Here is a 25,645-nt window from a genome sequence, read left to right as displayed (position 1 = left end):
GTGGACGGCTACCCGCCGGGGCGGGGTGCATGCGGGCCGGTGTCGATATCGACTGGCTGGGCGCGGAGGGCATGCCAGGCCGGTACGCGGACGACCTCGATACCGACGGATTCGCCACGTTGCGCATGATGTCGATCGTCGGCGCGTTCCTGCTGGGGCTGTCCAGCCTGCCGTTCCTGCCGAACGTCCGGAAGACGCACAAGTACGCAAGAAGGCCACCGCCGACGACCCGTGGGGTTACGGACGCTCCCTTGAGTGGGCGACATCCTGCCCACCCCGCCACACAACTCACGGACATGCCTCGGACCAGTTCCGAAGTTCCGCCTTCGACCAGCACCACCCGGGATCACCATCCTGGACCACGAGACTCAACGCGGAACCGAGGGCGCCCTCGACGTCAACACCGACACGATGGGAAGTAGCAGAACCCACGAGCCCCGGCGTCGGGAAGCCGATATCGCATCCCACCCGCTGAGGCTCGCCTCGGCGACAGGGGGCAGGACGAGTGGCCACATGAGGCTGAGCGCCCCGTCGGGATGGCTTCTCCGGCACCGCCGGCTAGAGGTGGATCCCGGTGCGATTTGGGAGCGGTGCGTGGCGCCGTTTTGATGGATGCATGCGCCCGTTGGGTCCGCGCCGAGTCCGGGCCGGGAGGTCATGGGTTCCGACGGCTACGACGGCTACGAGAGTGTCGTCGATTCGCGCTCAGTGCCGCAGTCTCCTGAAGTCATTAGTTCAGTGATCAGGATTGTCTACGCCGGTTCCCGCGACCTTTCTTCACGTGACGTTCCGGGTGGCGTTCAGGCCGTCAAGTGGCGCGACATCCAGTGTTCGATGGCGTTGCCCGCGCGCACGCGGCTGTCCGTGTGCAGGAACTCGTGGCCCTCGTCGGGGAGAAGCAGGATCCGTGCGGGGATGCCGCGTTCGCGCGCCGCACGCACGATCCGACGGGATTCGTCCGCCGGGACGTTGGTGTCGTGTTCGCCGTGAACGGCGAGAAAGGGCACGCGCAGGGCGTCGAGGCGGTTCATCGGGGACAGTTCCCGCAGGAGCTCTCGGTCGTGTCGCGGGTGACCGTACTTGACGGCGGCCGAGCGAGCGAGCCACGGCTCGGTGCCTGCGAAGAAGGTCGTCAGATCCGACATGCCGCAGATCGCGATGCCGGTGCGAAACAGTTCCGGATACCAGGTCAGGGCGGCGAAGGTGAGGTATCCGCCGTACGAGTGACCCATCACCGCAAGCCGGTTGGGGTCCGCCCATCCGGCCAGGACGATGTGTGCCGCGCAGTCGGCGACATCGTCGAAGGCGCGGAATCGTCCGCGGCCGAGGTCGGCGTCGACGAAGCGGCGGCCCGCTCCGGCGGAACCTCGCACGTTCGGCGTGAACACGTCGATGCCGCGGGCGAGCAGGCGATGATGCAGGGCGTCGAAGACGGGCCGCGCTTCCTCTTCGGGACCGCCGTGGAGCGACACCACGCAGGGCGCGGCGCCGGCCTCGTCGCGGTCCGGGGCGCGGTAGTACCAGCCGGTGGAGGAGAGACCGTCGCGGGAGCGCACCCGCACCGGTTGGGGCACGACCGGCGCCGTGCCGTGCCCCGTGACGTCGGCACCGCGCGAGGACCACGGAGTGCGGGTGGGGCCGAGCGCGTCTGCGCGAAGCCGCCACACGCCGGGGCGGCGCCGCGACCCGGAGAGCGCGATCCACCAACCGTTGGTGCCGGCCGGTGCCAGTCGGGTGATCACTTCGTGCGGCAGGGGCAGGGTGCGAAGGCGCGTGACGGCCCCCGATCGTCGCAGCGTGACGATCTCGGCTTCGCTGCGGCCACCCTCGTTCCAGGACAGTGCAGCCGTCCGGCCGTCGTTGGAGACCGACAGCAACTCCAGGTCGGCGTCCTCGCGTGCGGCGGCGACGTGCGTACGGGCGAGCGAACCGGTGGCGGTGAGTTCGACGCGGAGCAAAGCCGCGAACTCCCGGTCGGCGTCGCTGCGCAGCCACAGGGTGCGGCCGTCGGGGGCGAACCGGCCGATCCACGGGTCTCCGTCCGCCGCACGCAGGACGCACACCGATTCGGCGCGGGACGTGGACACGATCGCCGCTTCGCGCCGCCCGCGCGGCCCGCGGTGCAGCAGGGCCAGACGTCCGTCGGGCGACACGTCGCATACGCGCAGGGTCGCCGCGTTCTGCTCGGCGGTGATCAGGGTGGGCGAGCGGACGCCGTCGGGGTCCACGAGGTAGGCGGTCGACAGGCTTTCACCCGCTCGTTCTCCTGCCCCCCGCTCGGCGGCGGGAGCCCGGATCAGCCGACCGGGCTCCGGTCGTGCGCCGGTGCGGCGGGCACCGGGGGACGTGGCCGGTGACGAGGCGGACGAGGCCGCCCGGGTGTCGGCGGTGGCGGATTCGGTGGTGACCGCTACCGCCTTTCCGTCGCGTGTCCAACATCCCAGGTACGCGGAGCCGCCGGCGGGCGCGTCGGCGAGCACCCGGCGACCCGACCCGTCCGGGCGTACGCACAGCACGCGCGTGCGTCCACCCCCGCCGGTGGTCGCGGTGTACGCGATCCACCGTCCGTCCGGCGACCACGACACTTCGTTCACCGGGTCAAAGCCGGTGTCGAGCAGGTGCGGCTCGTCGGTGTCGGCGGCCGCGGTCCACACCTGGGGCACCCCGGCCCGATCGCATACGAACGCCACGTGTTCGCCGGTCTGGTCACCTGACGGGCCGCCGCAGGCGTGCGCCCGCGTCCACCGGTGAGCGGTGTCGCGTGCCCCGGCCGCGTCGGGCAACGCCATGGCGACGGGCGCGTGCCCGGCAAGCCGGTCGCCGCCCCGCTCGCCTGGGCGGGGCCGGTGCGGGTCGCGCATCGTGTTCACTCGATTCCGTGGGTCTGGAGCCACATCTCCAACAGGGCCACCTGCCACAGCGTGTTCGCCCCGCGACGGGCGCGATGGGTGTCGGGCGCGGTCAGCAGCTCGGCTACGAATTCGGGACGGAAGATGCCGCGTTCGACGGCCTGGGGCGAGGACAGCGCGTCGCGTACCCGCGCGAGCACGGGGCCCGCCATGTGGGTGATGGCGGGAAGTGGGAAGTAGCCCTTGGGCCGGTCGACGACCTCGACCGGAAGAACGCGGCGCCCGGCGTCCTTGAGGATGCCCTTGCCGCCTTGGGCGAGCTTGAGTTCGGGCGGACAGGCTGCGGCGAGCTCCACGAATTCGTGGTCGAGGAAGGGGACGCGTGCTTCCAGGCCCCAGTCGGCGGTCATGTTGTCGACGCGCTTGACCGGGTCGTCGACCATCATGACGTGCGTGTCCAGGCGCAGAGCCGCGTCGAGTGCGGTCTCCGCGCCCGGTGTGGCCATGTGGGTGGTGACGAGTTCGGTCGAGACGTCGTGGTTGGCCATCATGTGCGGTTGCACCATGTGGGACAGGTCGGCGTGTGATCGGTCGAAGTAGACGTCGGCGTACGTCTGCGGTTCGTGGTCACGCGGTACGGCGGCGAGGTCGGGGTACCAGCGGTAGCCCGCGAGGATCTCATCGGCACCCTGCCCGCTCTGCACCACCTTGACATATTTGGCGACCTGTTCGGAGAGCAGGTGGAACGCGACGACGTCGTGGCTGACCATCGGTTCGCTCATGGCGGCGATGGCACCGTCCAGGGCGGCGGACAAGCGGTCGGACGGGACGAGCAGTTGGTGGTGATCGGTGTCGAAGTGCTGGGCGACGAGGTCGGAGTAGTGGAATTCGTCGCCGTTTTGACCGCCCTCGGATTCGAAGCCGACGCTGAAGGTGGCCAGGTTTTCCTGGCCGGCTTCGGCGAGGAGCGCGACGATCAGGCTGGAGTCCAGGCCGCCGGACAACAGGACGCCGACCTGCACGTCGGCCACGGTGCGTCGTCGTACGGCCGTTCGCAGCGAGTCCAGGAGAACGTCGCGCCAGTCGGCGGCGCTCATGCCGGCGTGCTCGGCGCGGCGGGTGTAGTCCGGTTGCCAGTAGCGGTGGTCGCGATACTCGCCGTCGGGCTCGACGACGCGGATCGTGGCGGGGGCGAGCTTGCGCACACCCGTCAGGATGGTGTGCGGCGTTGCCACGGTGGCGTGCAGGCTCAGGTATTGGTGTAGGGCGACGGGATCGATCGAGGTGTCGACGCCGCCGCCGGCGAGCAGTGCGGGCAGGGACGAGGCGAATCGCAAGCGACCGGGCTCCTGGGCCAGGTAGAGCGGTTTGATGCCCAGGCGGTCGCGGGCCAGCACGAGGCGACCGCTCGCGTGCTCGGCGATCGCGAACGCGAACATGCCGTACAGATGCTCGACACAATCGGTGCCCCATTCGCGATACGCCTTGAGGACCACCTCGGTGTCGGAGGTGGAGAAGAAGCGGTGGCCCAAACCGCGCAACCGGTCCCGCAGTTCGCGGTAGTTGTAGATACAGCCGTTGAACACGCCGGTCAGGCCCGTCTCCGGGTCGGTCATCGGTTGCGCGCCGCGTTCGGACAGGTCGATCACCTGAAGGCGGCGGTGACCGAGTGCGATCGCGGCCTGGCACCACATGCCGCGGCCGTCGGGGCCGCGTGGTGCCAGGCGGTCGGTCATGCGCTGGACGCCGGCGAGGTCGGGTCTGGTGCCGTCGAATCGTATCTCGCCGCTCAGGCCGCACATTGCTTGTCTCCTCGGTTCGTGGTCGCTCGGGTTCCGGGCCGCGGGTGTGTGGTCGGAGGGCGGTCACCGCGGGTGAGGGCGATCAAATCGCCGACGGCGTCGGCCCAACGCTCGCGGGGCGCGTAGCGCCGCAGCCGATGGGCCTCACTGCCGCGGGCGAGTTGTTCGTGGGCCAGAAGGTGCACGGTCGTCCAGTCGCTCAGGGCTTCCAGACGGGGCCGCAGTCGGGTCAGCATGGTGTGTACGACATCGGAGGCGGACGCCGGTTCGTGGGTGAGCGGATCGATCAGCGCACCTTCGAGTCCGGAGCGGGCCGCGCGCCAGGTTGCCGCACGCAGCCATTCGGTGCGGGCGATCGGCCAGTCGGTGCGGTCCTCGCGAACCGCCTCGCACGCGTCGACGACGAGGGCGCGAAACAGGCCCGCGACCAGGACGACGGTCTCCACGCGTGGGCAGGAGTCGGTGATGCGCAGTTCCAGGGTGCGCTGCCGAGCGGACGGCCGGACGTCGTAATAGGCCATGCCGGGATCGCTGATGACCCCGGACCGGACGAGATCCGCGATGGCTTCGTCGTATGCGGCGGCCGACGCGAAGTGGCCGATGGGTCCCGCCGTGGGCCAGCGCTGCCACAACAGCGTGCGCCAACTGGCGTATCCGGTGTCGGCGCCGAGCCAGAACGGCGAACTGGCCGTGAGCGCGAGCAGCACCGGAAGCCACGGTGACACGAGCGCCGTCGCGCGCACGGCCGTGTCCCGGTCGGGCACGTCGACATGGACCTGGGCCCCGCAGATGAGTTGCTCGTCGGCGACGAGCCGATAGTCCCGGGCCATGTCGGTGTACCGGCGCTCGTCGGTGGCCTGGATGTCCTCGACGCAGGCCTGCGGCACTGTGCCGGCGGCCACGACGGCCAGACCGAGGGCGTCGGCCGCGTCGGCGAGGGTGCGACGGGTTTCGCTGAGGTCGCGGTGCAGCGCGTCCAGCGTCGGATGGACGGCGCTGTTCGTCTCGATGACGGACCGCCGGAACTCCTGGGTGTAGGTGTCGCTCGACAACTTCCCCAGTAGGGCGGGCGCCTCCGGAACCAGGCTTCGATTGTCGGCTCCGACGATATGGAATTCTTCTTCGACTCCCAACGAAACACGCACCAGAAGCTCCTTGCCATCAATAACCGGCACGATTCACCGCGGTCGTGTCCTCATAAACCCCGCGGGTCCGCGCGCGCCGGGCTCGCGTTGCGCGATTCGTGGTGGGCGCCTGCTGCCCGCATCCGACGGAAACAAGCCTCCCGCTCGCACGCCAGCCGTGTGACCTGCACCGCAGCGCCGGGCGGGCCGCAGGGCGAGGTGCTCCTCGGCTCGGTGACGAAGCGCGTGGGTCTCACCCGAATGGGGGATGGCCGATCGGAGGGTGCCGGGCCATGCGACGGGAGGTGCTTTGTGTACGGGCTGCGACGCGCAGTGGGGCGCGAGGTGGAAGCACCGTGGGTCATTCACGGGTGAGATTTGGTTGGGCCGCCGGTGGTTTGCAGTTCGGGGGATTCAGGTGCAGGTCGTGCCCTGCTCCAACCAAGTTCATCAGCGCCTGGGACTGGGTGGTTGGGTGCGTTCGACCGGATGCCGACGAGTGTCACGTCGGGCAGATGCCGGCGGGCGAGTCCCGGCCCGCCTGCCCGTCGACGTGGCCATCATGACCACTACGGCCTCGACGAATACGTCCTTACGGCGTAGTGCGCCGGCGCATCCACATTCATCGCCGGGGACATCGTTCCGATGGACTTCCTGCACGCCGACACGCCGTGCGCGTTGCCGTGCGGCGACACCCTGCCCGACTTTCCATCACCGCAAGACCGTTTCCTGCCCAACTGAGGTTCCTGGCCCGGCACCTCCACGTCCGAGGGCTTGTCGTCGGGCGGGTCTTCGGTGTGTGCCGGCGAGGCCGGTGCGGCCCGCGAGGGGGCGCCGGGGTGGACCCGCATCCTACGGGGGAGACTGAGCCCGATCGAGTCGTGCTTTGCCGCACTCGGATGCCGCCCGGCGACCCCGGAACTGCGGTGCCACGATGCGCCGAAGCCAGGACCCTTCGCGGAGACGATGCGCGATGTCGATCCCTGGACCGCCGCCCCGGAGCGGGACCGCGGCACCTCGCGATCGGACGCTATCGGTTCGGGCCGCTGGACCCCGCCCCCGCGGGAGGGCCAGTGAACCCGGACCGGGCTGATGTGGCCTCGTGAACCATGACTCCGCTGACGCGAACGGGAGTCGACGCGGGCCGACATGGGGCAGTTCGCCCTGGCGATGGTGTTGATCGTCGCGGAGCGTCGCGCCGACTCGACGACGTCCTGGACAATCCCTGTCCTGTGCGCCCATGACGCGCACCGCCAACACGCGCTGGCTCGTCGATGCCGCCCACGCCGCCCTTACCCATCCGACGCTCAGTCGGCGGAGTCTTCGATGGGAGAGCCGTGAACGTCCCATGAACCAGCCATGCCCGGCGAGTGGTCCTCGGCCGCCCCTCCCAGGAAGGCGGTGACCTCATGGTCCGAGGCGACGAACAACTGGTCGTCCGGGGTGATGTCGAGGGCTCGGACCGGACTGTCCAGGACCAGGATGTGCTCGACGAGAGCGGTTGCCGGGTTCCACGACTTCACGGTGGCATCCCTTCCGCCCGTGAGCACGCTCAGGCCGAAGTCGCCGTACCGGATGGTCAAGGCGGTCACCGGGCCCTTGTGAACTCGTTCCTGACGGGCGAGCAGGTGTCGGTCGACAGCGCTCTCCACGATCACGGAGCCCTCAGCGGTACCGCGGCAGACAACGAGGTGCCCGTTGAACAAGGCGTGCGCCCAGGGACCGGACGTTTCCTGGCTCGTTTGGAGCGGCGCCGGGCCCCCGAAGTTTCTGCCCGCGTCGATGAGGCGTCGCGCTCCGGGCTCGTGGATCCAGTGGCGCCCGGTGTCGTCCCTCACCAGTGCCACCGTGCGTCCTGCCAGAAGGAACCTCTGCGCGTCCACGAGTGTCACGGGGTGTGGAGGTTCGGGTTCGGTGCGCCGTCCCGTGCGGCCTTCGAACACGATGTGGTCGCCGTGTTCGGCGGACAGGACGAACAACTCGGTCCGGAGATCCCCCGACAACGCGAGGAGTCGTTTGGGACGTGTGGGGCACATCGTCGTCCACCTTGGCTGCCAGGACAGGGCGGCACCGTGAACGGGGACGGCGAGGCGGTGGGCGAGGGCGCGGTCGCCGCTCCTGAGCGCCGTCAGGCTCGCGGCCATACGCCGGTCATCGGCGGAAAGGTTGCGGTCGAGCAGCCGCTCCAGCACCGGTCGCGGCAGACCTGGCGGTTCGGAAAGTTCGGCCAGGGCCTCGCGCGCCGCCCAGGGATCGGCTCTGAGGAGGAATTCGGGGTCGTCGAGCAGTTCCCGCGTCCGGTCGGCATCCCGGGCGATAGCGATGCCGTGCCGCAGGACGTACGGCTCGACCGCGTCCCATTCACGGGCCGCTGCGCGGCCCAGGGGAGAGAGCAGCCGCTCCAACAGGCTCCGGCGCCAGTCCCGGGCGCCGGCGGACTGTGCGAAGTCGGCCACCAGGTAGTCGGCGATCGACTGGTGGAAGAGACGGTGGAGCAGCGTCCCGTCGACATCGGTGACCGATCGCAAATAGAAGCGTGCCGCTTCCAGCGTCTCCCGGATGGCGCCGGCTGACGGAGCGAGCGGAACGTCACCGTCGGTGCCCTCGGCGGCGAAGAGCGGCGCGACGCGGATCAGTGCAAAAACGGGCATGCCCTGGCCGTGAGCGGTGCCCAGAGCGGTGAGGACGGGCCGTAGCCAAAAGAGCTCCGGCTGCGACCGCATCGACAACTCGAGGAACTCGGGCGGGGCCTGCGGCACTCGATGTGCCGCTTCCGCCGCCTCCTGCCGCGTGGTGGCCAGGTGCGCACCGGAGTTGACGAAGGATCGCGTGCACAGACCCGCGACGAGAAAGGCTCCCCAGGGAAGTTCCGCGGAGTGACGGTTGACCAGGACTGACGCAAGTTCGTGCGCGAAGGTTTTGACGACGGAGTCGCGATGGCGGAATTCGCGTGTTGTGCGCAGGATCGCGGTGACGTAGTCCTTGAGGTCCATTGCCAGCTCGTCCTGCGGCACGTCATCGAGGTCGACCAACAGCCCGTTCGCGGTCGCGGCGTCGAAGAGACGCTCGAACGCCGAGTATGGTCGGGTGGCGACCAGAACCCGTGCCAGAGGACGGCCGTCGTTCCGCCGGTCGCGGGCCAAGGGGAGAAGCAGGCGGTCCATGACTTCGGAGCCTTGGACCATCTCGTCCAAGGCGTCGACGACGACGACCGGCGGTGTCGCGTTGTTCCGCAGCGTCTTGAGGAGCCGGTCCGGGGAGCGCGCGTCGACGTCCAGTTGGCGGGCGATGGAGTCGCAGACTTCAGATACGTCACGCTGACGGGCGTGGACGGCGGCGAAGCCCGTGACGGCCGCGAGCGGTACCCGAGACGCCCTCATCCACAACTCCTCGGTCACCTCGCGCAAAGCGGGGTGGGCCGCACAGACGAGGAGACCCAGCAGCGCCGATTTGCCGGAGCCCGGCGCGCCCGTGACCACGGCCGGACCACGGGCGCTCGGGTTGTCAAGCCAGTTGGACAAGACGCCCAGTTCGCGTCGACGGCCCGCGAAACGCCCGAGCATCCCGCGTCCATACTCGGCCACAGCCGAGGTGCCGCTGGCCCGTTCCATGAAGTGCAGGTAGTCGAGGCCAGCGTCCACGTCCGCCAGAAAGGGCAGCACGGCGGGGTCGACGCTACGAGGCATTCCCGGACGGTGGGCAGCGCCGACGGTCGGCATTCTTCGGCTGTGGGCAGGCTGTCTCGGCCGCGGCCGGGTGGAGCCAGCGGGCGGGCACGAAGTACACGTGCTCGACCTGCGGCATGGCTTTGGGCGCGGCGAGGATTCGGCCCGCCCTCGTTGTAGTTGCTCCGATGTCCACGTGCCTCGATCGAAGGGATTGAACGCGCCGTGTACGTGCACGGAGTGACCGTCGGCCTGTGACGCGGAGGAATGGAAGGCGAGGTTCGTGGCGTCGTTCACGGCGGTGCCCTTACTCGGTTCTCCGAGGCGCTCGTGCGTGGCCGCCGAGGTGCCTTCGAGTGGACGGCCACCCAGTCACGGTACGTGCTGAGGACAGACGGAGAACTGGTATGTGGAAAAGGGCTGTTCACGCCCGAAACCCGCTCCTGCACGGGTGAAGCAGCAGGCGTCAGGATCAGCTGCCACAGCAACCGACCGGCTCTTTGGCCCGCACTACTTCCCGCACCGTTGTCCGGGCAGTCGTGCAGGAAAAGCACTGCAGCAATCGCTACCACGAGACGTCCGAAACCCTGATGTACGCGGCCTGGGTGGCGGCCAGCGGTGTCGGGGTGGCTTCCACGGCTGCCTACCGATTGATCCTGCTGGCCGTCTACGTCGTCGCACTCGCGTGCTACCTGACGTACGACGACCTGGGCGCCGTCGCCGGGACGGTGCACTACGCCCCCACGCGCGAGGATGTGAACATGGACCCGCTCTTGCCGCCGCGCTCGATGCCCTCGGCGTCACCGAGCCCCCGCGGCCCCTGAGCCCCGACCACGCCACTGCCTGGCGCACCACCGCGTGGAAGATCAAGACCGCCCACCGGGCCCGGCGACGTTGCCTCACTGCTGCACGAGGCACGCGCCTCAGCGCTCCTGCACCACGCTGGCCTAACCCCGATGGCCGCAGAGGACTACGCGTCCAACGTCCTCGGCTTGTCGTGGTACGACCTCGCGAGTGAGCTTCCCCCGTTGTGCGGGAGGTGTTGATTAGCTGGTCAGGGCGGGTTGCGGGGTTTTGATGATTGCCTGGTTGGCCGTCGCTTGTTCGGCGTAGTGCTTCTCCTCGTATTCGTCCGGGCTGAGCCATCCCAGACGCTTTTGGATGCGTTTGGGGTTGTACCAGCCGTCGATGTAGGCGAAGAGCGCCAGGTTGGCCTCGGCACGGGTCTCGGCGACCCTGCCACGGATGCACTCGGTCTTGATGACGCTCCACAGGTTCTCGGCGAGGGCGTTGTCGTAGGAGTCGCCCACCGAACTCATCGAGGCGGCAACTCCGGCGCGCAGAAGGCGCGTTGTCAGTTTGATCGACGTGTACTGCTTGGGTTCAACCAGTCGTCGCAACACCGGCTCTGACCGGCGACTTTAGCTGATCATCGAGGGCTTCGACGGGCGTCCGCCAATCGAGGGTCTTGCGAGGCCTGTCGTTGAGGGTGGCGGCGACCGCGTTGATCTCGTCGGCGGTCCATCGGGACAGATCCGTTCCTTTCGGGAAGTACTGTCGCAGCAGCCCGTTCGTGTTCTCGTTGGTGCCGCGCTGCCAGGGGCTGTGCGGGTCGGCGAAGAACAGATCCCATGGTTGGAGGTCGTGGACGAAGCCGGGTTGCCCCGCATCCTGGAGCGGATACTCCAGGCCGAGGAACAGGACTTCCCGGCCCTGTTGGCCGCCAGGGACAGGCTCGTCGATCCCTGGATCCGCGGATGTGACGATGACCCGCCTTTCTGAGCGGCAGGGCGGGACACCGGTCTTGCGTGGCGAGCATTGCCGTACTTGAGGAACAGGTCTCGCGGGTCGAGGCCGTACAGCCGGCGCGAGCCAGCCGAATCACCGAGCACAATGGTCGCGGCATCCACCGTGAACCACCCGACGCCGCGCCGGACCCCGTGTTCCGGGGTTGCCGCCGCCGCGCTTTCGAGCACCTCCGATGCGGATCAGAGGGCGGCGAGGACGTCGTCCCACACCTGCCCTCCGTTGGCTCAGATCGACAGCCGAGGGCGCAGTGGCATGGCGTGGCGGAGGCCGTCGTGGGTGTTCTGTCCCCGGTCGGGTTCCCACGCGTCGGCGTCGTAGAGCAGGACGGGGTTGTCGATCGCGGTGAGCGAAAGGTGCCATTCCGTCGAGCGGCCGCCGTCGGCCGGCCGCAGCCACGAGGGCGGCGGCGCCGAGTGCGGCCAGTGGCGATGCGAGCGGCGGTCGTCGTGGACGCACCGCCAGTCGAGTGGCCCCCGGCAGGCGGTTGCCGCGGCGTAGGGACACCAGCTCGGAGTCGGGGCCGAAGCCGCCGTCGCCGACCTCGGTGTAGACGCGGCGCAGCAGTTCGGGAAGAGCCCGTCCAAGCAGGCGTTCGGCCGTTTCGACGTCGGTGTCGTGCGCCGGTGGGAACACCGGTCCGCGCTCGGTGCCGGCGAAGTACGCCGCTACCTCTTCTGCCGACGCCGGGAGTTCGACGCACGTCGGTTGCAAGACCGTCTCGGCAAGGCGTTCCGTCAGTTGGACACCACCCGCAAACTCATCCTCTCCGACAACGAAGCGTTCCGGCATATCCCGCAGGACCGTCCATTCCTGGGGCTTGTCGTCACTGCCGAGTCGTTCGGCTTCGCCGACGCCGCGCTGATACGGGACTACCCGTCACCGACCTCCACACATCGGTCGTCTCCGTCGCGGAGGTGGAGAGCCTCGTGACGATCAACGACCACAGAGTGTGTCCTCCCTACTGCTCGAGATCGCAAACGATCCCGAACGATCCACCTGGGCGCTGAAAGGCAACCTCGCAGGCCACTCCCACGACAGCAACCCGATCATCGACGCCGGGTGGGATCACTTCCCGTGGAGCAACCTCACCGAGCGGCCCCACGAGGACTGGACGAGCCGCCGAGTTTCACCCACGCCATACAGGGGCGCTATGCGGCTGGGGAGTCGGACCCGGCCGGTGGAGGTGATCACGACGAACGGTGGTGGCCGCCGACGAGTTGATCAAGCAGCGGTGCGCAACCGGGAGATCACGCCGGGTCGTCTCGGTGTGCATGACGTTGCTTCCGCCCGCACCGCCGCCGTGGCCGCATTGCGCCGAGGGCGCGGGTCCGGTCGTCGACCCGGTCGGGTGCCGGGGGATCCATGTCACCGGGCACACGTCGTGCCTGGCCCATCCGGCGGCCGCCGATCGGGCCGCGCACGTGGCGACCCTGTCCACGGGCGCCACCGTCGGCCACCGCGGTACGACATTCACCGGCTCCCTGCTCGCCGAGATCCTCGCCGCCCTGCGAGACCCCGGCACCGCTCATCCCGCTTTGGCGTGGCCTTGTTCGATCGGGCGGTGTTCACCACCAGGGCCGTGTTCGACGACGTGACCTTCACCGGCGAAGCCTGGTTCGCCCACGCGACGTTCTCGGCGGCGGCCTCGCCTACCGCGACCACCTGCGCGCACGCCGGGCCGCCGACCCCGCCGTCCCCTCCAACAACTCTTCCGCGAGATCCAGGAGCAGGGCTACACCAAAAGCCTCAACCTCCTCTACCGCGACATCACCCAGGGGCGCGCCGAGGGCAACCGGCCCGTCGCCACCCCACGGCGCTTCGCCCGGCTCCTGCTCACCCGCCCCGCCAACCTGCGCGACAGGGACGCCGAGCTACCGATCGAACTGACGGCCGCATGCCCGGATGTCACTGAACTCGCAGGCCACATAGGGAAGTTCGCCGGGCTGCTGACGCCCACCGTCGGACACGACACCAAACTCACCGCAGGGATCGCATCCGTCCGCGCGTCCAACCTGCCACACCCGTATGCCCCGTCGAGCAAGGGTGGGGCGACCGCCCTCGGGATCGGGAGGGCGGCGGGGTGGCTGTGCGCGGGTCGGCCGAGTGTCGCGCGTTGCCGTGGTTCGTGGGCCGGGGCGGCGTGGCGAGGCCTGCGGGTCGACGACTCCTTGGGTGCGCCGCGCCGCGTACTTCCGGACGTGCTCGATCGACCTGTCGAATACGTGGCTTGCCGTGCCGATCGACTCGCCGTACACGGCCCACGGTTGCCGACTGTTTGGTACGTGGAAATTGTAGACTTCCGGAGTCGTGAACGCTTCCGATTCGATGTCGAGCGTGGGCAGAAATTGAAGAGGTCGGGCGGTTTGTGTCGTATCAACCGATTCTGGCCATTATGGAATGATCGGACGGAATATTATGTCTTCTTTGGATCCGGACAACTTGGAATCCTTATTCGGGGAGGAAGCGTGTGTCATGTTCAGTGATTCGCTTTCCCCGGCGGATGTCTTTCGTGTTCTCGGTGGAGGAGCGGGAGAGCGGTCGCTCATGACCTACGAGCAATCTCTCGATGCCGTACTTTACGGTGATTCGAAAATTCTGCGGGTCGGCGTCTCCGGCGGGTGGACCCTCTGTCAGGAATCCTTCGGCTGCACGGGACTGGCGGGAGACTATCTGAGTCGCTTGTCCGCGTCGGGCCAGGCTCTTTTGTTCTTCTGGAACTCGGAAGCGTTGACGACTTTCGCCTACGCGCGTCGTGGAAAGGTGGAGGCGTCTTTCGAGCCAGGAATGCCGGGAGCGATGGTTTCAGCGCTCGACTCTCCGTTTATGAGACGTATTCGAGCCCTGAGCGTCGCCCGGGACGGCGGCCTGAACGATCTCTATCGTGCGGCGCGAGACATCCTGTCCCTCGACCTGAGGAGATCGGATGTCGAGAGGGACCTGCCTGCCCTGCGTATTGCGAGATGACGTCTGCCGTGGGGGAGGTGTTCGTTCCCCCACGGCAGACGGCAGTCGCTATTGCGCCGGCATCATTGCGCGAAGTCTGTCCGGGGAGAGCTGACCGTCCGGACCGAGGACGCTTTCCAACGGCACGGAGTTGCGCGCGATTTCAAGTTGCTCCCGCAGTGTTTTGTTGATCCATTCCGCGGGTGTGACCTGCCGGTAATCCGGCCTGCAACGTCCGGTGGATGCCGCGACTGCATCTATCTGGCCACCCGGGGTATACGTGTATTTACCGAGACAGCCGCCTTGAAAGGCTTGGAAGGTGTAGAGGTTGCCGATCGGAATCCCCGGGTCCGCCGCGTGATCCTTGGTGGGGAACCCCATCCATGTATTGGGGCCCGTATAGGCTCGCCACGACGCGATCACGAAGTGGGTGCCGGAGGAGGGTCCCCAAAGAAATCTAAGGAGCAGGTAAGCCTGTCCTTGCTGGTCGATACCGGCCGTGTATTGCTCGATTCCCCCGCTGGCTCCGGTACCGGTGGCGTCCCCCACGGGATAGCCACTGGCCCGCTCGGCACCGAAGGTCAACCACTTGTCCCGGAGTGTCGACCGTATGTATCCGACGCCCACCTTCGGGTGCCAGTAAATGGAATCGTCGTCTGCGGCAGCGGTCAATTTTCTAAAATGATTGAATCGTCCCTGGCCGTCGGAAGTTCCGGTTTCATCGGTGCTGGGATACCCGACGTTCGTTTCCCAACCCAGGGCTGCCCACTTGTCGCGGATGGCTCCACCTATTTGATGCGCGCCGGTGGAGTTTGTCCAATAGATCGAGTTTCCCCCCTTCGAGAAGTGGGCGAAACGACCGCTCCCGTCGGGAGTCGTGGCTTCGTCCATGGTGGGGTAGCCGAGTGTTGTCTCCCTGTCGAGAGCGACGTATTTATCACGTACCGCACCCGACAGAGAGTGCGCTCCGGTGGCGGCATTCCAGTAGATTGAGCCGTTGGAAAAATCGTTGTACTTCCCGACTCCGCCGTTTCGTGGGGCAGTATCGTTGATCGGGTATCCAAGGCCGTTTACGCCCCCGAGGGCAAGCCACTTTTCTCGGATCGCTCCGTCGATGTAGTGCGCCCCCGAGGTGGGACTCCAGTAGATCGAACCGGTGATCTCGGAATGCCCGGTCATGCGAAGGTCGACGTATTTTCCGACGCCGTCCGGAGCGTCCTTCTGGCCGGTCGGAAATCCGATGTTCGTGACCCCGGGCCCGTCCAGTGCTGCGCGCAGGGGTCCGCACACCGCGAGCGTGCTGCGCGTCCCCGCGGTGTTCTGGCGGGACGCGGCGACGGGCACGGGTTCCCAGTAACTGCTGCAGCCCGACCACCCCGGGGGCGCCGCGTCCACCCAGTATTTGTCCCCTCTCAGGAGTCGTTCGCGTGAGATGAACGTGCTGCCTGTTTGTCGACCCACGGCACCGTTCTGCGAATTCGGTATCGTGCCGCGCACACAGGGGACTTCGTCCTTCCATATGCCGAGTCCGATCAATTTGACGCCGGTGTACTCACCGGCGGCATTCTTCGTCGCCACCATGACGTTGCATTCTTGGCCGTCGATGATCTTTTCGAGCTCCGGATACCCTCCGCCGCCCGCGCTCTCATAGCTCGAAGCGAAAGGGAATTCATCGCAGCTGGCCAGATCCGTGGAGCCCGCCGGAAACGTGACGCTGGGATCCTTCACCAACGATCCGCAAACGATGGCGCGGTTCTTGCCGCTCCATGATTTCTGGCTGTCCGGCTGACTGGCGGACCGGTAGGACAGGGGTTCCCTGCTCCATTCCAGAGGGCGGCCCATGTCGTTCGCGAGCTTGAGACCGGGTGGCCTCCACATCGACATGTGATAGTAGTTGATCATGGCGGCGGCGGACCCGAATTCACTGACGTTGGATACGTCCACGGTGGGGTAGTAGGTCGGAAATGTGCATCCGGCCTGACTGGTGACCACTGTGTCGCATCTCGGGCTGTCATTGGTGGTATAGACCACGGGGTCGTGCGCGGTCGGTGCCGAAGTGTGGGCCTCGATGGTGGTTTTGATTTTGAGTTCCGATTGTGCCACTCTCGGCGGGGGCATCCACGTGATGTCGTTGTGGAACTCCAGGTGCATCCCGTTTCCTGCGGTGAGGATGGGTGAAGTTGCCACATTGCACGGTGTGCACTCCGCCTTGATATCCACGGTCATCGTGCCGATCGCGGCATCGACCTTGATGAAGTCCAAACGCGTCTCGTTGTAGATCTTGCCACTGCTCTTGGCCAGCAATATGCCGTGGCTGAGGAATGCTGTTGCAGTACCGATCACCTTTCCCGTTTCGACATCGTAGGTGACCAGTGTGAAATCCCCGAGTACGCACCACGAGAAGCGCTCGAAGTGGTCGTCTTTACCGTCGTACGGGGGAGTGCAGGTGCCGTAGTCCGGATTGGTGTTCCCGGCGGGGGCGTGAAGGGAAGAATGGGTGGTATCGCAAGGTTCGTCAACGTGGTCGATTTCGGCGAACGATACGAACACGTGAATGTCGTGTCCCCCTGAACACGAGCCCTGGCACGGGGCTCCGCGGAGTTGGGGCATCCGCCTTCGGCGGTTTCGCGAGCCTGGGGTGAACCCCCGTCGTTTCCCGACGAGGGATCCTGGGGCATTCCGGCCGGGATCGTTGCGGGTGGTTGCCCGGGGGGCGGTGTGTGTCGACCCGGCTGACCGGAGTCCCGGGACTCCTGCGTCGGCGGTGGGGGAGGGTCGGTTGCCAAGGCGGGCGACGGGGCGCCGGAGGCCGAAGGCGTCGTGGGAGGGCTTCCGGAAGGCAGGGATGCATAGCTAGGTTGAGCCGCTAAAAGACTGGTCGTTGTCAGGAGGGACAGGAGTAGTCCCATCCCTCTGTGACGATATTTTCGGGCGGTCGGCACGCCGGGCTCGCTTTCGATTTTCGCATTAAGCAACCAGTTGGCTGTGTTATGCAAACTATCGAGACGGACCAAGGGCATCAAGGTCACTTCGCGCCGATGTCGAGCCTGTTCCGGCCGATGCCACCGAGTGCATGAACCCTCCTATTCATTCCGAGAATCATCCTTTTCTTGAAATAAGAGGATCCTCGAGGAGGTGGTGTGGCTATCGGCCGCTGCGGGTTTGTGGCTGCACTTCCTTCGGGCGGGCAACCGACCGGTACGCGAGAATGGGGCAGAGGACGCGCTGTGGGTCTTCGGACACATCACCGGATCCGACCACCTCTATCTCGCATGTCGCCCCCCTCCCCACCGCGAACGCGCACGCGTGCTCGGGACCTACGCGCCGAGTACGAGGCGAACGTGTTGGTCGGCCGGGGCGTGGGCGGTCGGCGGGTGTTCGGGGCGGCCGCGACCCGGCCCGGGCCCCAGGACTCACCATGTCGGCGGTGGCTGGGCGACGGACTCGCCACGGTCGGCTCCAAGTTCCCCGCCGAGGCCAGCTTCCGCTTCGTCCCCGCCGACCGCGGCCGCGACCTGGGCCACGCGGACGCGGAACCGCTCGGGATCGTCATCGGCACCGCCGTCGACGCGTGGGCCCGATCGAGTTCGTGATCGGCCTGCACGTGCCCGACTGCGTGCTGCAGCCGGTGCCCGGGACGCTGTGGCTGCATGCCTCCTGGGTTCTGCTGTGTTGCTCGACGTTGTCTGGCCTGTGGCCTGTGGCTTCGCAGGCTCTGGGACGGATTTTCGGTTCCGTTGGGAAAACCCGTGACGGAGGATGAGGTCGCCTCAAGGATTCTGATCTTGATGTGATGCGGTGATCACCTGCGGTCGGTCCTTCTCGCGTCGGCTGCCGGTGTGCGTGTGCTCGGGCCGCCTCCGGCTTCGGCCGACTCGGCCCGGGGCATCAGAGCCGGTTCAGTCCATGGTGAATGGCTTGCCGTCAAGGGTCGTGATCTTCGGGTCGGTACCCCAGGCCTGCCAGGAGTAGTGGTTGGGGGCTGCCGGCGCCGTGCGCTGCGTCGCCTCGGAGTTGCTTGTCGATGGTCGCCTGCTTCCAGGCGCTCTTGGGGGTGGCCAGGACCAGGTGCGTCGGCCGAGTGCGCGGCATCCGTTCAGGAGCTTGTCGAGCTCGGTGAGGGTCGCTTTCGCGGAGTCGGCGAGGCAGTCGTTCTTCTTGGACTCGCCCAGGAAGAGTCCCTCGACGGTCGTCGCGGCGAAGTCGAACCCCACGACGGCTTTGCCGTCTTGGACCAGTTTGAACTCCTCGGTGACGAGGCAGGCTCCGGCCCAGGCCTTCGAGCGGAGGAACCGGGTGGCGAGCAGGTCGTGGTTGCCGTCCTCGGCGATCGACTCGGTGATCGCCGGGTGTAGTTCGTAGAACCAGGTGGGCTCGTTGCGGGCTGGCTTCCACCGCGGTTGCTCCAGCGTGTTGCTGCTGCCGCAGCGCCGGAGGTGTACTGCTGCGCCACTTCGGCGATGGGGCGGAACTCGACCCGTGGGCAGTCGCGGCAGCCGAGCACCGGCCCGCGGCGCAGGAGCCCGCAGGTGCTCCACGCGTCGATCCGCGCCCGCAACTCTGCCTGGGCCCAGTCGCCGGGAGCGGCGGCGATGGCTTCCCACGTCAGGAACACCCCGGACTTGAGCTCCCGGGCACTGTCTGCTGGAAGGGCCGAGCGGTTGTGGCCGGGCAGCCAGTGCGACAGCAGCGCCCACGGCGCCGGCGCGGCCAGTGCTTCGACGGCAGATCGTGACCCGAGCAGCCGCTTCGCGACGCGGGCGCTTTTTCCGGCGGGGCCGGGGCGCATCTCGTCGGGCTCGGCGGTGAGTCGCAGAATCCGCTCGAGAGAGGGCCACACGAGCCTGGGCCCGGCGAGGGAGCCGGCTGGCGACGCGCCGGCCGTGTGAGTGTGCGTTGTGGTGGCGGTGGTTGGTCGTCAGTGGGGTGCGGGTGTCGTGTGGGTGTTTGTGTGCTGGTCGGGGTGTGGATGACCGTGATCGTTTCGACTGTCACGGGAGTGACCATCGACTGACGTCGGGTGCCTAACACAAGCGGGTTGTTCTGTCATGGAGTTGCCCATTCCTGTGTCCGGGATCCGGGGCGCGGTATGTGCTGGCCGGCATGACGAAGAGTCGGTCCGTGTCGTCGATGGATCCTTCTGTTGGTTTGCCGAGCGCGGCCGTGGTGATGCGGCCGATGGTGGTGCGGCGTCTGCTCGCGGTGGCGGAAGCGGGTGGTGTCACCCGCGCGCACGTGGCGGTTGCCGCCGAGGCGGTGGGGGTGTCGGAACGCACGGTGTGGCGTTGGCTGGCGGCAGCGCGCGCCTCTGGCCGCGCGGACCCGCCGGGACGCGACCGGTTCACTCTCGATGACACGCTCTGGTCATGCCTGGCGGACCTGGGCGGGAATGTGAGAGCCCTGCACCGCTGGATGAGCGATCGGGCCGCGACCCTCGTCGAGGACGAGCCGAACACGAAGCCGATGGTGTCGTTGACGACGCTCTATCAAGCGGTCCGTCGTGATCTCCGCTCCGGACGTGTGCTCGGGATCGCCCGTCCGATCCACGGGTCGGCCGTGGACGGCTACGACCGCGCGTTGGCCGACCTGGCACTTCCGGGAACGGTGGACGAACAGGGCCGGCCCGCACCGCCGGTCCCGGCCGCCGAAGCCGTTCGGGGGACCGATCCGATCGCGGGGCCGGAACCCGTCGATGACGGTGTGCGGCTGTACGCGCCCGGCGCGCACGTGGTGTCGACGCGCCAACTCGGCCAGGTCGCCGAAGCACTCGTCCATACCGTCGCCGCCCGCGGGATCGTGTGCGTGTACGGCGACCCCGGACACGGCAAGACGGTCGCCGTTCACCAGGCGTTGCGTCTGCTGCCGAGGCGGGTCCCGGTCCATCGAGCACAGGTGGCGGTCAAACCCGCGCTGCCCCAGTTGCGCGCCGCGCTGCTCACCGCGTTCGGCCTGCCGGCCACCCACCTGACGAACCGCACCGACGCGGCCGACCGCGTGCTCGTCGACGCGCTGAAGGAGCCGGGCGTCCTGATCGTCGACGATGTCCAGCGCATCGCCGCTCCCGAGCTGGACTACCTGCGCCTCCTGGCGGACGCCCCCACCACTCGGACGTCGTTGGTGTTGTGTGGAGCGGGTGCCGAGCGCACCATCGCCCGGGCTCCCGCGCTGGCCTCCCGCGTCCTGACATGGCAGCAGGTGCCCCGTTGGACACGTCTCAAGTCCCGGGCGTGCTGCGCCTGTTCCACCCGTTGTGGGATGCCGTGGCCGACGAGGACCTGCTCCACACCGACCAGGCGCACGCGCGGGGGAACTTCCGTTCCTGGGCGAAGATCACGTCCCACCTGTATGCGGCCCGCCATCACGAACCCGGCAGGAACGTGGACCACACCCTGCTGACCTGGGCCTGTTCCCGCCTGGGCCCGCCCTTGTGACGACACGCCGCGCCGCGTACCGCACCCGCGATCGAAGGACGAGACATGGGCTCGAGCGAAACCCAACCGCCGGCCGACGAGACCCGCCCCGCCCCCGCACCAGGGCTCGACGCCGTTTCGCGGACGGCCTTGCGGGCGCCGGCCGTGAGAAGCCTTCTGGGCCTGCGTTCCCGACGCGCGCTCACCACCAACCACGTCCGTACGACGGCGCAATGCCTGGGAGTATCGGAGCGCACGGTGTGGCGATGGCTGGCCGACGCCGGCACCACACCCGAAACCGCCACACACCCAGGCGCCCGCCATGGCGACCGGTTCGAGATCACCCCTCAGATCCGGGTGTTGCTGGCCTACTGGCACGGCAACGCCTCCGCGGTCCACCGCGAACTCGTCGCCCGCGCCCGTACGGCCACCAGTCCGGGGACGCCGGCCGGCGACGCCGCCTCGCCCGCCTCACCACCGCCCCCGCCGAGCGGGATGCCGCTCCCGGGCGGCGCACCGCCGACGGCCGTGCCGGTGCTGGATCCGGTGCCGTCCTTGTCGACGTTCCTGCGCGGGCTCCGCCGGGACCTGACCGCGGGGGAGCGGGCCGGCCACCGCAAGGGCCCCGAAGCCGCCCGGGCGCTGGACGTGTTCGCCAAACGACCCCGTACCTGGCGCAACCACACCTGGGAGGCCGACCACGTCCAGGCCTCCCTGCGCGTGACCGCCGACGGCGACCTCGTCCACCCGTACATCACCTGGTTCATCGACTGCGCGACGAAAGCGGTCACCGGTGTCGCCGTCACGCCCGGCCCTCCGACGCGGGCCTCGGTCCTGGCCGCGTTGCGTTCCGCGATCGTGCGCACCGACCCCTACGGGCCCTTCGGCGGCCTGCCCGAACACGTGCGCTTCGACCGCGGCAGAGACTTCCTCTCCCGCACCGTGACCACCGCGCTGACAACCCTGGACGCCGACATCACCGTGCTCCCGCCCTACAGCCCACACCTGAAGGGCGGCATCGAGAACCTCAACCACTGCGTGGAGCGGATGCTGTTCACCGCCCTGCCCGGCCACACCCCCAAACAGCCCCGCCGACGACCCGACCGCACACCCACAGGCCCCGCGCTGTCCTTCCGCGACTTCACCGCCGAACTGCCGGCCTGGGCGCACTGGTGGAACACCGAACACCACCCGGACAGCCTCCACGGCAGCACTCCGCTCAAGGCATGGCAGGCCGATCCCACCCCGCTCAACGACATCCCGGCCGCGGACGTGTGGTCCTTCACGCTCGAGGACGACGGCCGCACCCGCGTCATCACCAGCCACGGCGTGGGCTTCCGCAACCGCGACTACATCGCCGACTGGATGACCGGCCAGGCCGGCCGCGAGGTCACCGTGCGGTTCATGCCCCACCACACCCACGAGATCGAGGTCTGCACCCCCGACGGCCGCCGCCTGGGCACCGCGCACCTGGCCGACCAGGCCACCGACGAACAACGCGCCGCCCTGCGCCGCGCCCGAGCCTCCCGAGCCCGCCGCCTGCGCGCCGAGGCCAAAGCCGCCGAGCAACTGCGCCACACCCGGTTCGCCCCCACGTCCACCCCCGCCGACGCACAGCAGCGCCTGGACGCGATCACCGCGCCCGAGGCCGCCCGGGAACCGGCACGGCACCGCGAGGGCGACCTCGGCAAGCTCGCGCTGCCCGACCTGATCCCGCCCGCCCCGCCCCCGCCCGACTGAGCCACCCCCGACGTCCTGAAGACGGCCACCAGGCCCGTCAGGCCAGCCGAACCCACCGCTCCCCGCCCGCGAGGACCCCCGATGACCCGCCACCTGCCGCCCGCACCCACCGACCAGTACGTCGCTCTCCCCGACGCACGTCTGGTGACACCCGCGCGCTGCTCACCGCCCGGGATAACCTCGCCGACACGATCGCCGCCCGCGCGATGACGTGCATCCACGGCGGAGCCGGCTTCGGCAAGACCCTGGCGGTCACCAGCTGCCTGCGCGAGCTCGAACCCGACCAGGACATCCGCCGCATCACCTTCCACACCCGCCCCACCCTCCGCACGGTGCGCCAGGAACTGCACGCCGCCCTGGAACTCCCGGGCCAACCCCCTCGCTACGCCGGCGAGTTCGACCAACTCCTCAAGACCGCGCTCGCCGCCCACCCCCGCACCCTCGTCCTCGACGAAGCACAGTGGCTCAGCGGCTCCCTACCTCGAATACCTGCAACAACGCTGGGACGAGAGCGAACACAGCGCCAAAATCCTTCATCGGGAACTCCTGGCAAAGGGCTACTCGGGGCACTACCAGCGCGTGAAGACGGCAGTCGCGTCACTGCGGCGTGGCCTGCCCTTGGACGAGCCGCGCGAACGGCCACCTTCCCCACGTGAGACCGCACGCTCAACACGCGGTACATGGACGCCGCCGTCACGCAGCTGCGAGAGGACGGGTTCGACGTCCGCGACGTGGACATGGCCCGCCCCTCCCCGTTCGTCCGCCATCACATCAACATGCTCGGCCGGTATTCCTTCCAACTCCCCGAGCTGCCCGGGGCTCTGCGCCCGCTGCGCGATCCGGACGCCGCCGACGACGAGTAACGCTGGTCGGGCCGGTCAGCGGGTGAGGGCGCCGGGAGAGATGCGGGTGTAGCGGGCGGGGCCGGCGGCCGAGGAGTGCCCGGAATAGACCAGAGCAGCACTCCCATGTGATCCGGCCGAGGAGGCGCAGCCGCCTGTCGCCTACCGGACTTTCGTATAGGCGCGGATCTGTTCGGCCAGCCGCGCGAGTTCGGCCGCTGTCGCGGGCGAGGCGTCGCTGAGTCCGCTGTGTACGGCCGTCGGGCTTCGCAGGAAGCGCCGCAGCGTGGCCACGAGCAGACCTTCCGGCAGGGTCCGCAATGCAGCGAACCCGCGAGGGACCGGCGGCGTCGGCATGGCGGCCAGGTTCTGCCGCATGAGGCGGAGCATGCCGCGGACCGCGTCCGGATCGTCGGCAAGCGCTACCGGGCCGCCCGCCGTGTGCACCGCCTGCCCGAGTGGCACCGCGAACGCCGCGTGCGTCTTGAGCCAGGCATCCATCTTCGGCTCGGTCTTGGCGTTCATCCCGGTGGTGCGGAACGACCGCACGATCCGTTCCAGTCGCGGGGTGGTCCGGCCGTCGGGTTCGCCGATCGGCATCGCAACCCGGCGGGTCATGAACTTGGTCGCGCGGTAGCGGACCACGTCGCCGTCCATCGTGCCGCCGGCTGTGCCGAAGCCGAGCAGCACCCGCTCGTGGCCGATCACCGCGCCCAGCGGCTCCGGGCCGGCCGCCCAGTTGAGCAGGAACAGCACGTCGCCTTCGAGACCAGCGAGTGACTCCAGCACCGCGTCCACCTGATGGGTGCGGACGAAGACCGCGATCAGGTCGTACCCGCCGGCCGGGTGCTCGACCACCGGCACCGGTACCCGCCTGACGGCCGGGCTGTCTGCCTCGGCGAGCTGCACGCCGTGTCGGCGCAGGGCGGCCAGGCGCTTGCCCCGGGCGAGGAGCGCAACGTCGTGCCCGGCCTCATGGAGGCGGGCGGCGAACAGGCTGCCGAGAACCCCGGCGCCGTACACGAGCAGTTTCATGGCAATCTCTTTCATACGTTCGTTTCAGTCATACGTTCGTTTGAATCAAACGTCTGTAGTGTACGCAGGCATGGCGCCACCTGACACCCGCACCCAGATCCTCGACGCGGCCGAACGCCTCTTCGCCGAGCGCGGTTACCGCGGCACCTCGGTCCGCGCGATCACCGACCTCGCCGGAGCGAACCTGGCCGCCGTCGGGTATCACTTCGGCTCGAAGGCGGAACTCCTGGCCGCGGTCGTCCGCCGCGTGATCGAGCCCATCAACGCCGCGCAGTGCGCAGGGCTCGACCGACTGCTCGCCAGGACTCCGGACCCTGCGATCACCGAACTGGTGGAGGCATTCGCGGGGCCGCTGTTCGACGAGATGCCGGCCGGTGACGAGGGCGGTGCCCGGACATCCCGGCTGATCGTGACGATCCTCAGCGACCCGGCCGAGGAGGTGCGCAGCTGGACCGGTCCGGCCGAGGACACGGTCCGTGAGCGCTACCTGGCGGCCTTCGGGCGCGCACTGCCCGGCCTTTCCCCGGAGGAACTGCGGTTCCGGATGCGGGGGATCCTCGCGGTGACGGCTGTGGACCGCGTCGAGGTCTACCAGCAGAGCTCCCCGGCCTGCCTGTCCCCGGTAGCGGGTCAGGCAGCCCGGCACTGGGCGATCACGTTCCTGACGGCAGCGATGAGCGCACCACCGACGGGGACCTGACAACTCGGGACGGCCGCGGCCGATCGGCGATGTCGCCGGTCGGCTGGGAGGCGGGCCGGGCGGCCGGCGTCTGCTCGGCACCTTTGTCGGGTAGAGACGGACGGAAGTTGATCGGGCGGGCCTGCCGTGTCGAGGTCAGCGCCTGCTGCCGTCGCGTGCGAGCAGGCTGGTGACCTCGGCGATCGCCTCCGCCGAGGGATGGAAGTACTTCCTCACGTTCGCGGGCTTCTTGTGCCGCGACTTGGCCATGAGCATCGGCAGGCCGGCCCCGGCTTCACCGAGGTATGTGAGGCCAGAATGACGGTACTCGTGCAGGTCCCAGCCCGTCCCCGGCACACCGCCGAGCGAGGTGTGGGCGTCGAGCAGAGCTCGGGCCTGGCCGTACGACAGCCGGACAAGCCCGGTGTCGGGGCAGACGTCGCGCGGACTGACGACCTTGCCGGGCCCCGGCTTGCGGTGCGTGACGAAGACCGGCCCGCGCGTACGGCCCTTGATCAGGCGGGGCAGGAGGCGGGCGGTGCCCGCGTCCCAGTACACGGCCTCCAGCACGAACTCCTCGCGCGGGGCGCCCCGGCGGCGGGTACGCGGCCGGGCACCCTTCGATGAGCCTGGGGGGTGGTTGGTTGGTGTGTGGGTGGTGGTGTGGGCTGGGTGTTGCAGGTTGGGTGAGAACGTTTTGGCGCCGTCTGGGTTGGGGCCGTGTGTGGTCTGGCCTGGGGATATCGC

General features: G+C 68.5%; 16 protein-coding genes and 5 pseudogenes. 11 read left to right on the top strand and 10 right to left on the bottom strand.

All coding sequences use genetic code 11. The features are described 5' to 3' along the window. Positions 1-53 precede the first annotated feature (53 nt). A pseudogene (locus OG948_RS34530) lies at positions 54-475 on the top strand (cytochrome ubiquinol oxidase subunit I); the annotation flags it as partial. A 325-nt stretch (positions 476-800) separates the two neighbouring features. On the opposite strand, the gene OG948_RS34525 reads toward OG948_RS34530, so the two are convergent. The 4 genes from OG948_RS34525 to OG948_RS34510 all read right to left on the bottom strand — a co-directional run bounded on the left by OG948_RS34525 (position 801) and on the right by OG948_RS34510 (position 9,461). Next, on the bottom strand, positions 801-2,861 hold the full coding sequence (locus OG948_RS34525; protein WP_331768972.1) for an alpha/beta fold hydrolase: 2,061 nt from the start codon (positions 2,859-2,861) through the stop codon (positions 801-803). A gap of 5 nt (positions 2,862-2,866) precedes the next feature. Further along, entirely contained in the window at positions 2,867-4,651 is a 1,785-nt protein-coding gene (locus tag OG948_RS34520) for an N-acetylglutaminylglutamine amidotransferase (protein WP_331768971.1), read from the bottom strand. Then, entirely contained in the window at positions 4,639-5,796 is a 1,158-nt protein-coding gene (locus tag OG948_RS34515) for a YbdK family carboxylate-amine ligase (RefSeq protein ID WP_331768970.1), read from the bottom strand. Before OG948_RS34515 ends, OG948_RS34520 begins: the two co-directional genes overlap by 13 nt. Positions 5,797-7,082: 1,286 nt before the next feature. Continuing rightward, complete coding sequence (locus OG948_RS34510; protein WP_331768969.1) at positions 7,083-9,461, bottom strand: hypothetical protein; 2,379 nt, start codon at positions 9,459-9,461, stop codon at positions 7,083-7,085. Positions 9,462-9,979: 518 nt separating this feature from the next. On the opposite strand from OG948_RS34510, the gene OG948_RS34505 reads away from it, so the two are divergent. Further along, a complete protein-coding gene (locus tag OG948_RS34505; protein ID WP_331768968.1) occupies positions 9,980-10,264 on the top strand; it encodes a hypothetical protein in 285 nt (94 codons plus the stop codon). A gap of 222 nt (positions 10,265-10,486) precedes the next feature. Here the strand turns inward: OG948_RS34505 and OG948_RS34500 are convergent, their stop codons facing one another. Both OG948_RS34500 and OG948_RS34495 read right to left on the bottom strand, forming a co-directional pair. Beyond that, complete coding sequence (locus OG948_RS34500; RefSeq protein WP_331768967.1) at positions 10,487-10,840, bottom strand: IS3 family transposase; 354 nt, start codon at positions 10,838-10,840, stop codon at positions 10,487-10,489. Then, positions 10,824-11,066, bottom strand: a pseudogene (locus OG948_RS34495) (IS30 family transposase); the annotation flags it as partial. The pseudogene OG948_RS34495 and the gene OG948_RS34500, both read right to left, overlap by 17 nt. Positions 11,067-11,084: 18 nt before the next feature. Here OG948_RS34495 and OG948_RS34490 point away from each other — a divergent pair. The 3 genes and pseudogenes from OG948_RS34490 to OG948_RS34480 all read left to right on the top strand — a co-directional run bounded on the left by OG948_RS34490 (position 11,085) and on the right by OG948_RS34480 (position 14,213). Further along, positions 11,085-11,222, top strand: coding sequence for a hypothetical protein (locus tag OG948_RS34490; RefSeq protein WP_331768966.1), 138 nt, complete (start codon positions 11,085-11,087; stop codon positions 11,220-11,222). Positions 11,223-12,899: 1,677 nt separating this feature from the next. Further along, positions 12,900-13,270, top strand: a pseudogene (locus OG948_RS34485) (ISL3 family transposase); the annotation flags it as partial. Between the two features lie 451 nt (positions 13,271-13,721). Beyond that, positions 13,722-14,213, top strand: a complete 492-nt coding sequence (locus OG948_RS34480) for a DUF6461 domain-containing protein (protein ID WP_331768964.1) — start codon at positions 13,722-13,724, stop codon at positions 14,211-14,213. Positions 14,214-14,261: 48 nt separating this feature from the next. On the opposite strand, the gene OG948_RS34475 is transcribed toward OG948_RS34480, so the two are convergent. Then, positions 14,262-16,742: a hypothetical protein gene (locus OG948_RS34475; protein WP_331768963.1), complete on the bottom strand. Its 2,481-nt coding sequence runs from the start codon at positions 16,740-16,742 to the stop codon at positions 14,262-14,264. Positions 16,743-17,464: 722 nt separating this feature from the next. Here OG948_RS34475 and OG948_RS34470 point away from each other — a divergent pair. Continuing rightward, complete coding sequence (locus OG948_RS34470) at positions 17,465-17,785, top strand: hypothetical protein (RefSeq protein ID WP_406300420.1); 321 nt, start codon at positions 17,465-17,467, stop codon at positions 17,783-17,785. Positions 17,786-18,091: 306 nt separating this feature from the next. Here OG948_RS34470 and OG948_RS34465 read toward each other — a convergent pair whose 3' ends face one another. Continuing rightward, entirely contained in the window at positions 18,092-18,730 is a 639-nt protein-coding gene (locus tag OG948_RS34465) for a hypothetical protein (RefSeq protein WP_331768961.1), read from the bottom strand. A gap of 592 nt (positions 18,731-19,322) precedes the next feature. Here OG948_RS34465 and OG948_RS34460 point away from each other — a divergent pair. The 4 genes and pseudogenes from OG948_RS34460 to OG948_RS34445 all read left to right on the top strand — a co-directional run. Further along, positions 19,323-20,588: an AAA family ATPase gene (locus tag OG948_RS34460; RefSeq protein WP_406300419.1), complete on the top strand. Its 1,266-nt coding sequence runs from the start codon at positions 19,323-19,325 to the stop codon at positions 20,586-20,588. A gap of 179 nt (positions 20,589-20,767) precedes the next feature. After that, positions 20,768-22,342, top strand: a complete 1,575-nt coding sequence (locus OG948_RS34455; protein WP_331768959.1) for a Mu transposase C-terminal domain-containing protein — start codon at positions 20,768-20,770, stop codon at positions 22,340-22,342. Positions 22,343-22,548: 206 nt separating this feature from the next. Further along, positions 22,549-22,998, top strand: coding sequence for an AAA family ATPase (locus tag OG948_RS34450; protein WP_331768958.1), 450 nt, complete (start codon positions 22,549-22,551; stop codon positions 22,996-22,998). Positions 22,999-23,010: 12 nt separating this feature from the next. Continuing rightward, a pseudogene (locus tag OG948_RS34445) lies at positions 23,011-23,205 on the top strand (Tn3 family transposase); the annotation flags it as partial. A 141-nt stretch (positions 23,206-23,346) separates the two neighbouring features. On the opposite strand, the gene OG948_RS34440 reads toward OG948_RS34445, so the two are convergent. Continuing rightward, positions 23,347-24,219 (bottom strand): 2-dehydropantoate 2-reductase N-terminal domain-containing protein, encoded by an 873-nt coding sequence (locus tag OG948_RS34440; protein ID WP_331768957.1) that lies wholly within the window; start codon positions 24,217-24,219, stop codon positions 23,347-23,349. A gap of 70 nt (positions 24,220-24,289) precedes the next feature. Between OG948_RS34440 and OG948_RS34435 the strand changes: the two genes are divergently transcribed. After that, entirely contained in the window at positions 24,290-24,919 is a 630-nt protein-coding gene (locus OG948_RS34435; protein ID WP_331768956.1) for a TetR/AcrR family transcriptional regulator, read from the top strand. A 135-nt stretch (positions 24,920-25,054) separates the two neighbouring features. On the opposite strand, the pseudogene OG948_RS34430 reads toward OG948_RS34435, so the two are convergent. Continuing rightward, a pseudogene (locus OG948_RS34430) lies at positions 25,055-25,531 on the bottom strand (site-specific integrase); the annotation flags it as partial. Between the last annotated feature and the right edge of the window lie 114 nt (positions 25,532-25,645).

Origin of the sequence: Embleya sp. NBC_00888, assembly GCF_045207655.1 — a bacterium.
Taxonomy (GTDB): Bacteria; Actinomycetota; Actinomycetes; order Streptomycetales; family Streptomycetaceae; genus Embleya.
Note: the sequence above shows the minus strand (reverse complement) of the source record. Positions and strands in the feature narration are given on the sequence as shown.

Coding starts and splice junctions, on each gene's coding strand:
- OG948_RS34525 (WP_331768972.1), bottom strand. CDS start 2,861: ATGCGCGACCCGCACCGGCCCCGCCCAGGCGAGCGGGGCGGCGACCGG.
- OG948_RS34520 (WP_331768971.1), bottom strand. CDS start 4,651: ATGTGCGGCCTGAGCGGCGAGATACGATTCGACGGCACCAGACCCGAC.
- OG948_RS34510 (WP_331768969.1), bottom strand. CDS start 9,461: ATGCCTCGTAGCGTCGACCCCGCCGTGCTGCCCTTTCTGGCGGACGTG.
- OG948_RS34480 (WP_331768964.1), top strand. CDS start 13,722: ATGTTCAGTGATTCGCTTTCCCCGGCGGATGTCTTTCGTGTTCTCGGT.
- OG948_RS34470 (WP_406300420.1), top strand. CDS start 17,465: ATGTCGCCCCCCTCCCCACCGCGAACGCGCACGCGTGCTCGGGACCTA.
- OG948_RS34460 (WP_406300419.1), top strand. CDS start 19,323: ATGGATCCTTCTGTTGGTTTGCCGAGCGCGGCCGTGGTGATGCGGCCG.
- OG948_RS34450 (WP_331768958.1), top strand. CDS start 22,549: ATGACGTGCATCCACGGCGGAGCCGGCTTCGGCAAGACCCTGGCGGTC.
- OG948_RS34440 (WP_331768957.1), bottom strand. CDS start 24,219: ATGAAACTGCTCGTGTACGGCGCCGGGGTTCTCGGCAGCCTGTTCGCC.
- OG948_RS34435 (WP_331768956.1), top strand. CDS start 24,290: ATGGCGCCACCTGACACCCGCACCCAGATCCTCGACGCGGCCGAACGC.